The organism is Ruegeria sp. CDSC025 (assembly GCF_059610805.1).
This window is the reverse complement of record NZ_JBXWOJ010000012.1, coordinates 87,027-99,129: the sequence shown is the minus strand read 5'-3', so window position 1 is coordinate 99,129 and position 12,103 is coordinate 87,027. Positions and strand designations below refer to the sequence as shown.

Below are 12,103 nucleotides of genomic sequence, written 5' to 3'. Positions count from 1 at the left end.
ATCCTGCTATATCCTGACACATAACGGAATAGCTAAAGTCTTAGGGTGTTGGTTTTTATAAGAAAGTGGAATGTCGTGGGGTATGGTGGTGCAAGGTCTAAATGCCGTGTGGGGGCACCAAACTCCAAACATCTCCCTACTTTTCAAGCGATTGCACTCGTGCGCTTTTCCGTTTCTTGCCTGCGCCTAAGCGCTGCAATATGTTTAGATCGCGCGCTGAATTCCAGCGTCCAGACAAGATCGAACCGGGACCCTAAAGCCAATCCCGCAAAATCGGGATCAACGGCACATCTGCCGCAGGCATCGGGTAACTGCGCAGATCATTCGCACGCACCCATTTCAGCGCCTGTCCTTCCTTCGATTGTGGAATGCCTTCCCATTTGCGGCAGGCAAACAGCGGCATCAGCAGGTGAAAATCATCATAGCTGTGGCTGGCGAAGGTCAGCGGCGCAAGGCAGGAGGACCATGTGTTGATGCCCAGTTCTTCGTACAGTTCGCGGATCAGGGCGACCTCGGGCGTTTCGCCGGGTTCGATCTTGCCGCCGGGAAACTCCCAAAGTCCAGCCATGGATTTGCCTTCGGGGCGCTGCGCCAGCAGCACCCGGCCCTCGATGTCTATCAGGGCGACCGCAGAAACCAGAACTGTTTTCACGACCGGTAATCCGCGTTGATCTCGATATAGCCATGGGTCAGGTCGCAGGTCCAAACGGTGGATTTACCCGCGCCCAGCCCCAGATCGACGCCGATTACAAGGTCCTGAGCTTTCATGTATTCGGCGGCGTCTTCCTCGCGGTAATCGGGACTGACCCAGCCTTTTTCGGCCACAAGGATGTCTCCGAAAGAAATGCTCAGCAGGTCACGGTCGGCAGCTGCACCCGATTTTCCGATGGCCATGACGACGCGGCCCCAATTCGGGTCTTCGCCCGCAATGGCGGTTTTTATCAGTGGTGAATTGGCAATCGCCAATCCATGCACCTTGGCGTCGGCATCGGTGACAGCCCCGGTCACACGAATTTCTACGAATTTCGTGGCGCCCTCGCCATCGCGTACCACTTGTTGGGCAAGGTCCAGCATCACGGTTTCCAAAGCCTCAGCAAAGGCGGCATTGTCTGTCGCATCCACCCCCGAAGCCCCAGTAGCACACAGCAGCAGGCTGTCCGACGTCGAAGTGTCGCTGTCGACAGTGATGCAGTTGAAAGTGCGGTCAGTCTGCGTACCCAGCATCTGCTGCAACGCGGATTGCTCGACCTGGGCGTCGGTGAAGATATAAACCAGCATCGTCGCCATATCAGGCGCGATCATGCCAGAACCCTTGGAAATCCCCGCAATAGAGACTGTTCTTCCATCAATCTCGACCTGCGCCGAAGCTCCTTTCGGAAAGGTATCCGTGGTCATGATGGCCCGCGCTGCATCTTCGATTGCGTGGCGACTGAGGCCGGATTTCAGGGCCTCAAGCTGCGCCACGATGCGGCCATGCGGCAAGGGTTCACCGATCACACCAGTTGACGAGGTAAAAACCCGTTCGACCGGCACGCCTGTGGTCTCGGACACTGCTTGCGTCACCTCGGCGACCGAGCTTTGGCCATAATGCCCGGTAAATGCATTGGCATTGCCCGAATTCACAAGGATCGCCGCCGGCCCGTCACTTGGCCCGCCGATCTTGTCCTGACAATCCAGCACGGGTGCCGCGCGTGTGGCCGAGCGGGTAAAGACCCCAGCCACTGAAGTGCCTGGATCAAGGACCGCCAGCATCACATCAGTGCGGCCTTGATAGCGTACGCCGGCTTCGACGGTCGCAAAGCGCACACCGTCAATCGCGGGCAATTCGGGAAACGCCGCCGGGGCCAGCGGAGAGACTTTGGTGATCGAGGCCACGGGGTTACTCCTGAATCAGGTCCAACTGACGCACGATGCCCGGGGTCACATCTTCGAGCGCAGGACGTTCGATCTGTGCAGCCTGGGTCAACTCGCCGATACGGGCCTGAATAGCTTCACTTTGCAGATCCTGTGCCAGCTCGTCGCGCACCGCATCAAGTGCGGGCGCTTCGGATTTGCGCTTGTCATTCAGAATGATCACGTGCCAGCCGAACTGTGTCTGCACCGGGTCCGACACCTGATCCTTCTCAAGCGCGACAACGGCGGTTTCAAACTCGGGAACCATCTGCCCCTTGCCGAACCAACCCAGCACCCCGCCATTCGGGCCGGAAGGACCGGTTGATTTTTCTTTGGCCAGCTCGGCAAAGTCGGCGCCATCATCCAACTGAGCCTTAAGGTCTTTTGCCTCATCCTCGGTCTCGACCAGAATATGGCTGGCATTAAACTCATCTTCGCCTTCAAACTCGGCAAAGCGCGCATCATAGGCGGTCTGAATGGTTTCTGCCGTTACAACTTCGTCGATCAGGGCATTTACGGTCTGAACCGCCAGCAAAGACCGCGTCTCGTTCTCGATGGCCAAGGCGTTCAGATTGCTCAGCCCTTCTTGCTCCTGGCCCAGCAACTGCTGCTGAATCAGCTGCTCGATGATGAAATCATACAGAACATCATCTTCGACCTGCTGGTAGTTGGGGGGCAGTGTCGCAACCGTTGCGATCACATGCGCCAGAGTGATTTCTTCGCCGTTTACGCGGGCGACCACCGTGCTGGCATCGGGCTTGGTTTCGGCGGCCAATGGCAGCGCCATCACCGTTGCAAGGGCCAGCGATGGCAGAAAAGTGAGGCCTTTGGGCATGGAATCATCCTATTTCTTTGCCACGGCAGGGCGCAGCGTTGACACTCTGGAACCTGCCGCTTACATCGCTTTGAAGCCTTGGACAGGGCCGCCTTTCACCCCCCGTATCTATGGGTTGCGCGCAAGGTGGGCAAGCCTGTCAAAACCAAGACAAGAACAGATCCGCTGGAGTGAACATGCTGGGACTCGGAACGCTCGCCAAAAAGGTGTTCGGAACACCGAACGACCGCAAGATCAAGGCGACCCGCCCCCTGATCGAACAGATCAACGCGCTGGAACCCGAGTTCGAGAATCTGTCGGATGACGGCCTGATCGCAAAGACCGCCGAGCTGCGCAAACGTGCGCTGGAAGGCGAAAGCCTGGATGATCTGCTGCCCGAGGCGTTTGCCAACGTACGCGAAGGGGCAAAACGCGCGCTGGGCCTGCGTGCCTTTGATGTGCAGTTGATGGGCGGCGCCTTCCTGCATCAGGGCAATATTTCCGAGATGAAAACGGGTGAAGGCAAGACATTGGTTGCGACCCTCCCCGCCTATCTGAACGCGCTGACCGGTAAGGGCGTGCATGTGGTCACGGTGAACGAATACCTGGCTAAGCGCGACTCGGAATGGATGGGCAAGGTGTTTGCCGCCGTGGGCATGACCACCGGTGTCATCTGGTCAGGGCAGCCCGATGCCGAGAAAAAGGCTGCTTATGCCTGTGACGTGACCTATGCCACCAACAATGAGCTGGGTTTTGATTACCTGCGCGATAATATGAAGGCGGAACTGGATCAAATTTACCAGAAACACCACAATTTCGCGATCGTGGATGAGGTCGACTCGATCCTGATTGACGAGGCGCGGACGCCGCTGGTCATTTCCGGGCCCTCCGAGGACCGGTCGGACCTGTATACCGCGATTGATGCGCTAATCCCGTCATTGGGAGAAGATCACTTCACGCTGGACGAAAAGTCCCGGAACGTGACCTTCACGGATGAGGGTAACGAGTTTCTGGAGCAACAGTTGATTGCCAACGGCCTGATCCCAGAAGGCCATTCGCTGTATGATCCTGAAAGCACCACGGTCGTTCACCACGTGAACCAGGGCTTGCGCGCGCATAAGCTGTTTACACGTGACAAAGATTACATCGTGCGGGACGGCAATGTCGTTCTGATTGATGAGTTCACCGGTCGCATGATGCCAGGTCGTCGCCTGTCGGAAGGTCTTCATCAGGCCATCGAAGCCAAGGAAAACGTGCAGATCCAGCCCGAAAACGTAACATTGGCCAGCGTGACGTTCCAAAACTATTTCCGCCTGTATGACAAGCTGGGCGGCATGACCGGCACCGCGCTGACCGAGGCTGAGGAATTTACCGAAATCTACGGTCTGGGCGTTGTCGAAGTACCAACCAACAAACCGATCGCGCGTCTGGATGAGGACGATCAGGTCTTTCGTACCGCAGCCGAAAAATACGGCGCCATGATCGACGAGACAAAGGAAGCCCAGAAAAACGGACAACCGGTCCTTCTGGGCACCACTTCCATCGAAAAGTCCGAATTGCTCAGCCAGATGCTCACCAAAGAGGGTATCCAGCACAATGTTCTGAATGCCCGCCAACACGAGCAAGAGGCGCAGATCGTTGCCGATGCGGGCCGATATGGCGCAGTAACCATCGCCACCAACATGGCCGGTCGCGGTACTGATATTCAGCTGGGCGGCAATGTGGAAATGAAGGTTCTGCAGGCGCTGGAAGAAAACCCCGATGCCGACCCGGCCCAGTTGCGCGCCACCGAAGAGGCGCGCCATGCCGAAGAAAAGGAAAAGGTTCTGGCCGCAGGTGGCCTTTACGTCATGGCCTCGGAACGCCACGAAAGCCGCCGTATCGACAACCAGCTGCGGGGCCGGTCCGGCCGTCAGGGTGATCCGGGCCGCACCGTGTTTTACCTCAGCCTCGAAGACGACCTAATGCGCATCTTCGGCTCGGAACGGTTGGACAAGGTTCTGACCACGCTGGGCATGAAAGAAGGTGAGGCCATCGTCCACCCTTGGGTGAATAAATCGCTGGAGCGGGCGCAATCCAAGGTCGAAGGTCGCAACTTTGACATGCGCAAGAACGTCCTGAAATTCGACGATGTGATGAACGACCAGCGTAAGGTGGTATTCAGCCAACGGCGCGAAATCATGTCCGCCGACGACCTTTCCGAAATCGTATCAGACATGCGCGAACAGGTGATCGACGACCTGATCGACGAATATATGCCGCCGAAATCCTATGCCGATCAGTGGGATACCGAGGGTTTGCACGCAGCGGTCAAGGAAAAATTGACCATTGACGCCCCGGTTCAGGATTGGGCCGCTGAGGAAGGCGTAGATGACGAGCAGGTGCGCGAACGGCTGATCAACGCCGCTGACGAAATGATGGCGCAAAAAGTGGCCGCGTTCGGCCCCGAGAACATGCGCAACATCGAAAAACAGGTCTTGCTGAACACGATCGACAGCAAATGGCGCGAACATCTGCTGACGCTGGAACATCTGCGCTCGGTCGTGGGCTTCCGCGGCTATGCCCAGCGCGACCCGCTGAACGAATACAAGAACGAAAGCTTCCAGCTGTTCGAATCCATGCTGGATTCGTTGCGCGAAACCGTGACCCAGCAGCTGTCCCGCGTGCGACCGCTGACCGAAGAGGAACAGCGCGAAATGCTGACCCAGATGCAAGCGCAGCAGGCACGGGCGCAGCAGGCGGTAGATCAGGCCGCTGGTCACGCCGAAGCGGTGGCCGAGGCCGAAGCCTCGGGTGATGCGCGGCCTGGATTTGTCGAAGACGACCCGGCAACTTGGGGAAACCCGTCGCGCAACGACAAGTGCCCCTGCGGTTCAGGCAAGAAGTTTAAGCATTGCCATGGCCGATTGACCTAACGTCACCACAATCGAGACACAATGAGTCCGCCTCACGGCCACATATTAGCCGTGATTCAACTGCAGGGTGCGAATCGCTCCTTCAACTGGGGAGGGTGTCTTGTTTGTAATTAAGAACTACGTAACCACTGGCGGCACCGTTGCTTGTGCATTGGCCATTGGCTACCTCATGCAGAACGGAACCCCTGCGCAACCGCGAGGGGAGCGGGCTTCTGTTGATGTGGCATCAGTTACAGATCAGGCTTCAATCATCCCCGGGTTAAGCGAAGTCGTTCTGACCTCATCTGCACCGGTTCACGGAACAAGCAAAGAGACTGGGTCCGACAACCGTTTTATCGAATCCAGTCGATCAGAACCAGTCAATCCCATTGACTGCACCCTCAGTGCGCGCGCTACTGCCGTTCCCGGTGCTGCCGCCCGGCTGGTCGTCAACGCCCCCTGCCACAGTAATGAATCTGTGGAAATTCACCATAGCGGTCTGACAGTCACACAGCGCACCGACGCAGTAGGGCGCATGGACATGACAATCCCGGCCCTGTCAGAATATGCGATCTTTCTGATCTCGTTTGAAGACCAGCATGGAACAGTCGCAACCACCCATATCGCTGACATTGCCAATTACGAACGCATTGCACTGCAATGGCAGGGTGAAACTGACCTGCAAATTCATGCGCTGGAATTCGGGGCCAGCTATGGCGGCAATGGCCATGTCTCGGCCGAGACCCCGACCGAAGGCGCCGGACAGGTAGTGCGTCTGGGCAATACCGGAACCGGGGACATGAAAAACATCGAAATCTATTCGTTCCCTGCTGGTCTTTCCAACCAAAACGGGTCGATAGAAATCACTGTCGAAACCGAGGTGACTTCGGAAAATTGCGGGCGCGACCTGAACATCCAGTCGCTTGAATTGCGGGATGATCGGTTGAGATCAAAAGACAGGACGCTGAGTTTTCCTGAATGCTCCCGCACCGGAGAGTTTCTGGTGTTGAATAATCTCTTCCAAGACCTGACAATCGCCGCAAACTAAATCCGCAGGCAGGCTCGGGCATCTTATGACATTCTTTCGTGTGGCAGCGGCTGCACTGGCTTCCGTTACAATCGCGTCGGGCGCACAGGCGCAAGACATCTCGCTTAGATCGCATGACGGCAAGGTCGAAGTCACCGGTGACCTGCTGGGATTTGACGGCGAGTTCTATCGTGTGGCAACACAATTCGGCACGCTGACAGTTGATGGGTCCGGTGTGACCTGTACCGGACCTGCCTGCCCAAGCCTGACCGATTTTGTGGCTGAAATCCGATTTGCCGGATCTTCGGTCATGGCGGAAAAGGTTCTACCAGCGCTGATTGTTGGCTTCGCACAGCAGCAAGGGTTGTCGGCGACTCCAAACAGGCTGACCGCCAACACATTTTCTTACGAACTGCACCAACCCGGGAGGGCAGCACCGCTGGGTCGGTTCTTCTTTGACGCAGGGAACACTGAGCGCGGATTTAGGGCGCAGGCAGAAAACCAGGCTGATATTGTTCTGGCGTTGCGCGAAATCCGACCCGAAGAGGAGCAAGCCGCACAAGCGGTAGGCCTTGGCGATCTGACCCGCACCCGCCGGGCCCGCGTCATCGCGCTTGACGCTTTGGTACCAATCGTTGCCAACTCGAACCCGTTACAGCAAATCTCGCTTGCGGAATTAACCCGGGTGTTTTCGGGCGAGATTACGAGTTGGGCCGAGTTGGGCGGACCCGATGCGCCAATTTCACTGCACCTTCCGGAAGCCGGTTCGGGTCTGGCCCAGAATGTCGAAGACAGGCTTCTGGCACCCTCCGGCACAGCCCTTTCCGAGGCGGCCATTCGGCATGACCGCAGTACTGATCTGGTACGTACCGTTGCTGCGGATCCCTTTTCAATAGGTGTGGCAAGCCAAGCCGAAGCCAGCACCGCGCGTGCCCTGCCTTTGACCGGCGGGTGCGGTCATGCGCTGGCGGCTACTCGGCAGTCAATCAAGACCGAAGATTATCCGCTGACCTCACCTATGTTTTTATACCTGCCGGACAGGCGATTGCCGCGTTTTGCACGTCAATTCCTGGCCTACACCCAAGGAATCGAGGCGCAGATGGCAATACGCGAAGCTGGCTTTGTCGATCAAACCCCCGAGACTATGGGTCTTGGGGTGCAAGGGGATCGACTTGCCAATGCTATCGCGTCGGGCGGATCAGAAGTTGGTTTGGAGGAACTTCAGCGGCTGGTCGAGATTTTCAGACCCATGTCCCGCCTGTCACTGTCCTTCCGGTTCGAGCCCGGTTCCTCGCGCCCGGATGCGCAGTCACGGTCCAATATCCGACATCTTGCCCTTCTTTTGGAATCCGGGACCCTCGATGCCCGAAAGCTTAGGTTTGTCGGCTTCAGCGATGGCGAAGGGGCAGCGTCAACCAATGCGCGGATCGCATTGTTGCGGGCAAAAACCGTTCGCAATGCCGTATTGGCCGAGATTGAAACCGCTATCGGGGACAGCATCGAAATCACGGTCGACGCCTTTGGCGAGGCCATGCCAATGGCCTGCGACGACACGGAATGGGGCCGAAAGGTCAACCGCCGGGTCGAGGTCTGGGTTCAATAGCAGCTACAGATAACCCTCGGACCTAAAGCTCAGCTCGTTCGACTTTCCAATGATCAGATGGTCATGCAGCGTCAGGCCCAGTGCCAGGCAGGCATCCTGAATTCGGTTGGTCATGTCGATATCCGATTGCGACGGGGTCGGGTCACCTGACGGATGGTTATGCACAAGTATCAACGCCGAGGCATTCAGCTCCAGCGCCCGTTTGGCAACCTCACGCGGATAGACAGGGACATGATCCACCGTGCCCTTGGCCTGTTCCTCATCAGCGATCAGCACGTTTTTGCGATCCAGATAGAACACACGGAATTGTTCGGTCTCACGATGGGCCATGGTGGTGTGGCAATAGTCCAGCAATGCGTCCCATCCGGAAATCACATGTCGCCTCATCACCCGTGCGCGGGCCATGCGATGGGCGCAGGCCTCAAGGATTTTCAGATCGGTGATCACGCTATCCCCGACGCCTTTGATTTGGCGCAGCCGTTCCTCGGGCGCGGTCAGCACCCGATTGAAATCGCCGAACGTTTCCATCAGCGCACGCGCCAGCGGTTTCACATCCTGCCGGGGGATTGAACGGAACAGGACCAGTTCCAACAGCTCATAATCCGGCATGGCGGCGGACCCGCCAGACAGGAACCGTTCGCGCAGCCGCTTGCGATGATCTTTGATGTAGGAGGGTAACCGACCCGTCGGCAGCGGCTGCGCGGGGGCTTCGTCTGTATCGAATAGCATTGGGGCTTCGGAAAAGGCGTCCTGTGTCATGCTCTCAGCCTGACGCAGAATCGGTTTCCAGATGGTTAACGCACCTCACCTGCCATGCGGGCAGTGGCGCGGCGGACAACCATATGCAACACGATGGAAAACACTCCCAAGGTCAGCATCGCGGCGAACATCAGATCGGTCTTTGCACGGCCATTGGCCAACAGCATCAAATATCCCAACCCTTGCGACGAGCCGACCCATTCACCAATCACCGCCCCGATCGGCGCATAGACGGCGGCCAGCCTCATCCCCGACGCCAGCGAGGGCATCGCCGCCGGAATGCGGATATACCACAGCACTGCACGCGGACTGGCCTGCATCGTGCGCGCAAGGTCCAGATAGCCCTGCGGCGTCCGCATCAGCCCATCGAAGAAAGACGATGTGATCGGGAAATAGATGATCAGCACCGCCATCGCGACCTTGGACCACAGACCATAGCCCAGCCAAAGCGTCAGCAACGGGGCCAGCGCGAAAACCGGCAGAGCCTGCGTGAACACCAGCATCGGCTGCACCAGAACTCGCGCCGCCCGCGAATTGGCCAGTTGCAGCGCCGTAACCACACCCAGAACCGTCCCGAAGGCCAGTCCAATCACCACTTCAACCGCAGTGATCCAAGTGTGTTCGGCGATCAACCAACGGTTCTGCCACCAGGTCTCGGCCACCACGGCGGGGCTTGGCAGGATGAACTTAGGCAAGCCGGTCGTCCAGACAATCCCCTGCCAGATGGCAATCGCGAACACGGTGGCTGCAAGGGCTGAGAGATATTTCATGCGACCGCCTCGCGCAGCAAGCGCAACAGCGCACCTTGCGTCTCAAGCGTCTCAAGGTCGTCCACATGGCGCGGGGCAGGTGCATGCGGCGGCTCACAGGGGGTCAGGCCCTGCTGTGTCATCACCATGATGGACTGGCCCAGCCGGGCGGCCTCACCCGGGTCATGTGTCACCAGCAAAACGGTCCGGCCCTGCAACGCCTCGACCGCCAAGTCCTGCATATCGGCCCGAGTGCGGGCATCCAGCGCCGAGAACGGCTCATCCAGCAGAACAATCGGGCGATCCTCCATGAGCGTGCGGGCTAAAGCGACGCGTTGGCGTTGGCCGCCCGACAGTTCGGCGGGTTTCTTGGTCATATGATCCTGCAATCGCATGCGCTGAATCAGACGGTTGCGCCGCTCCAGATCGACCGACTTGCCCCGAAGCCGCGCACCTAACGAGACATTCTGTGCGACCGTTGCCCAGGGCAGCAGCAGATCATCCTGCGCCATATAGGCCACGCGGTCCTGCATCGGAGCACCATCGCCGGCGGTGATCTGCCCGGTGAACACGGCACCTGTATCAAGCCCGGCAATCAGACGTAGAATTGTGGTTTTACCGACGCCCGATCCGCCCAGCAGGCAAGTCCACTGCCCGGCCCCAAGGGTCAGGGTGAGCGGCGCGAACAGGGTCGCTCCGTCAATCGTGGCCGTGCCTTTGATGCTCAGATCGGGCGCCGGGGTCATGGGGTCAGGCCCATTTGCCAGAAGTTGACTTCTAGCTCGGTTGCCGTGCGGAAGGTCTGGCACAGGCGATCCCAGCGCGGCGAGGCTGCAAAGTCCTCACCAATACGCCGTGTTAGAGCCTGATCGAACAGTTCTCCAACCGCTTTGCATGCGCCCTGGTAGTCGTCGCTGGCATAGGTATTGATCCAATCACGATAGACCTCGGATGTAGCTTCAGAGGCCAACCGCGTGCCGATTTCACCATAGCCCATCACACAAGGGGCCAGAGCCGCCAGCAGGTCCAGCAAATCACCGCTATACCCGGCCTCAAGCACAAAGCGCGTATAGGCCAGGTTTTCGGCGCGTTCAGGGGTTGCGAACAGCTCCTCATGGGAGATCCCAGCCGCCTCACAGATACCGATATGCAGCTGCATTTCCTCGGCAACCAGCGCATTTACCGTGGCTACGGCGGTCAGCATTTCCGAATGAGTCTCGGATTTGACAACCGCCAGTGCCCAAGCACGGGAAAAATGGATCAGGAACACATAGTCCTGTCGCAGGTAATGCAGGAACGCCGCGCGCGGCAGAGTTCCGTCTTTCATCCCTTCCACAAAGGTGTGGCGAGTGTAATCCCGCCACGGCCCCTGCGCGGCATCCCGCATCAATGCGAAAGCTTTGCCGTAATTGCTCATTGCGCGGTCACATCGATGGCAATGTCGCTGACCGGGTTCAGGCTGTCGATCATGCCGCTGTTCTTCAGGAACTCCTCGAACCGCGCATAGCGACCCGCATCAAACGCCGCCGGACGCAGTGCGAACCGGGGCAGCGTGTCGACCCAGGCGCGGGCATTCAGCTCATCCTTCAGCTCGGTCGAGGTGGCCGCGAAGATTTCCCAGCTTTTTTCCGGGTTGTTGACGATATACTGGGTCGCTTTCTCGGTCGCCGCCAAGAAACGGGCGATTTTGTCGGCATCCATCGTATCGGGATTGGCGACATAGATCAGCTCGTCATAGGGTGGGATGCCTTCCTCTTCGATATAGAAACAGCGACCCGCGACACCTTCGATATCCATCTGGTTCAGCTCAAAATTCCGAAACGCCCCGATAACCGCATCAACCTGACCGGTCATCAGCGACGGCGACAGCGAGAAGTTGACATTGACCATCTCAATCTCATCCAGACCGATATCATGCTGCCCCAGAAGGGTTGTCAGGATCGCCTCTTCGACACCGGCGACCGAGAAACCGATTTTCTTGCCCCGCAGATCGGCCAGCGACTTGATCGGGCCATCATCCAGCACCAGCAGGCAGTTCAGCGGGGTGGCAACCAGCGTGCCGACCCGTTTCAGCGGCAAGCCCTCATGGATTTGCAGGTGCAGCTGCGGCTGATAGGACACCGCCAGATCGGCCTGACCAGCGGCCACCAGACGCGGCGGCGCGGAGGGGTCCGCGGGCGGAATGATCTCAACCTCAAGCTCCTGGTCGGCGAAATAGCCGTTTTCCTGTGCGACGATAATTGGACCATGGTCAGGGTTCACAAACCAATCCAACAAGACGGTCATCTTATCCTCGGCCCAGGCCGGCGCGGCAGCCAGCAGGGCGATTGCAGCGATCAGTTTTTTCATATCTCGCGGTTCCTT

The 12,103-nt window shown here is 58.2% G+C and carries 11 protein-coding genes; 3 read left to right on the top strand and 8 right to left on the bottom strand.

Annotated features, from left to right (window positions below):
- Positions 1–253 precede the first annotated feature (253 nt).
- Genes AC2FH8_RS16120 through AC2FH8_RS16110 form a run of 3 tightly spaced genes read right to left on the bottom strand, consistent with a single transcriptional unit; the run spans position 254 to position 2,728 of the window.
- Positions 254–652, bottom strand: a complete 399-nt coding sequence (locus AC2FH8_RS16120; RefSeq protein ID WP_142637315.1) for a (deoxy)nucleoside triphosphate pyrophosphohydrolase — start codon at positions 650–652, stop codon at positions 254–256.
- Entirely contained in the window at positions 649–1,875 is a 1,227-nt protein-coding gene (argJ, locus tag AC2FH8_RS16115; protein ID WP_496690230.1) for a bifunctional glutamate N-acetyltransferase/amino-acid acetyltransferase ArgJ, read from the bottom strand. The genes AC2FH8_RS16120 and argJ overlap by 4 nt, the downstream gene beginning before the upstream one ends.
- A gap of 4 nt (positions 1,876–1,879) precedes the next feature.
- A complete protein-coding gene (locus AC2FH8_RS16110; RefSeq protein ID WP_142637319.1) occupies positions 1,880–2,728 on the bottom strand; it encodes a peptidylprolyl isomerase in 849 nt (282 codons plus the stop codon).
- Positions 2,729–2,904: 176 nt separating this feature from the next.
- On the opposite strand from AC2FH8_RS16110, the gene secA reads away from it, so the two are divergent.
- The 3 genes from secA to AC2FH8_RS16095 all read left to right on the top strand — a co-directional run bounded on the left by secA (position 2,905) and on the right by AC2FH8_RS16095 (position 8,231).
- Entirely contained in the window at positions 2,905–5,622 is a 2,718-nt protein-coding gene (gene secA / locus AC2FH8_RS16105; RefSeq protein ID WP_496690229.1) for a preprotein translocase subunit SecA, read from the top strand.
- A gap of 100 nt (positions 5,623–5,722) precedes the next feature.
- On the top strand, positions 5,723–6,649 hold the full coding sequence (locus tag AC2FH8_RS16100; RefSeq protein ID WP_142637323.1) for a hypothetical protein: 927 nt from the start codon (positions 5,723–5,725) through the stop codon (positions 6,647–6,649).
- Between the two features lie 25 nt (positions 6,650–6,674).
- On the top strand, positions 6,675–8,231 hold the full coding sequence (locus AC2FH8_RS16095) for a phosphate ABC transporter substrate-binding/OmpA family protein (RefSeq protein ID WP_496690228.1): 1,557 nt from the start codon (positions 6,675–6,677) through the stop codon (positions 8,229–8,231).
- A 3-nt stretch (positions 8,232–8,234) separates the two neighbouring features.
- Here the strand turns inward: AC2FH8_RS16095 and radC are convergent, their stop codons facing one another.
- Genes radC through AC2FH8_RS16070 form a run of 5 tightly spaced genes read right to left on the bottom strand, consistent with a single transcriptional unit; the run spans position 8,235 to position 12,088 of the window.
- Positions 8,235–8,990 (bottom strand): RadC family protein, encoded by a 756-nt coding sequence (gene radC, locus AC2FH8_RS16090; RefSeq protein WP_271950544.1) that lies wholly within the window; start codon positions 8,988–8,990, stop codon positions 8,235–8,237.
- 35 nt (positions 8,991–9,025) lie between these two features.
- A complete protein-coding gene (locus AC2FH8_RS16085; RefSeq protein WP_271950546.1) occupies positions 9,026–9,760 on the bottom strand; it encodes an ABC transporter permease in 735 nt (244 codons plus the stop codon).
- Positions 9,757–10,485 carry an ABC transporter ATP-binding protein gene (locus AC2FH8_RS16080; RefSeq protein ID WP_281995836.1) on the bottom strand — a complete coding sequence of 243 codons (729 nt, stop codon included), beginning with the start codon at positions 10,483–10,485 and terminating at the stop codon, positions 9,757–9,759. The genes AC2FH8_RS16085 and AC2FH8_RS16080 overlap by 4 nt, the downstream gene beginning before the upstream one ends.
- Positions 10,482–11,156: a thiaminase II gene (tenA, locus tag AC2FH8_RS16075; RefSeq protein WP_496690227.1), complete on the bottom strand. Its 675-nt coding sequence runs from the start codon at positions 11,154–11,156 to the stop codon at positions 10,482–10,484. The genes AC2FH8_RS16080 and tenA overlap by 4 nt, the downstream gene beginning before the upstream one ends.
- Positions 11,153–12,088, bottom strand: coding sequence for an ABC transporter substrate-binding protein (locus AC2FH8_RS16070; RefSeq protein WP_496690226.1), 936 nt, complete (start codon positions 12,086–12,088; stop codon positions 11,153–11,155). The genes tenA and AC2FH8_RS16070 overlap by 4 nt, the downstream gene beginning before the upstream one ends.
- Between the last annotated feature and the right edge of the window lie 15 nt (positions 12,089–12,103).

Coding starts and splice junctions, on each gene's coding strand:
- AC2FH8_RS16110 (WP_142637319.1), bottom strand. CDS start 2,728: ATGCCCAAAGGCCTCACTTTTCTGCCATCGCTGGCCCTTGCAACGGTG.
- secA (WP_496690229.1), top strand. CDS start 2,905: ATGCTGGGACTCGGAACGCTCGCCAAAAAGGTGTTCGGAACACCGAAC.
- AC2FH8_RS16095 (WP_496690228.1), top strand. CDS start 6,675: ATGACATTCTTTCGTGTGGCAGCGGCTGCACTGGCTTCCGTTACAATC.
- radC (WP_271950544.1), bottom strand. CDS start 8,990: ATGACACAGGACGCCTTTTCCGAAGCCCCAATGCTATTCGATACAGAC.
- AC2FH8_RS16085 (WP_271950546.1), bottom strand. CDS start 9,760: ATGAAATATCTCTCAGCCCTTGCAGCCACCGTGTTCGCGATTGCCATC.
- AC2FH8_RS16080 (WP_281995836.1), bottom strand. CDS start 10,485: ATGACCCCGGCGCCCGATCTGAGCATCAAAGGCACGGCCACGATTGAC.
- tenA (WP_496690227.1), bottom strand. CDS start 11,156: ATGAGCAATTACGGCAAAGCTTTCGCATTGATGCGGGATGCCGCGCAG.
- AC2FH8_RS16070 (WP_496690226.1), bottom strand. CDS start 12,088: ATGAAAAAACTGATCGCTGCAATCGCCCTGCTGGCTGCCGCGCCGGCC.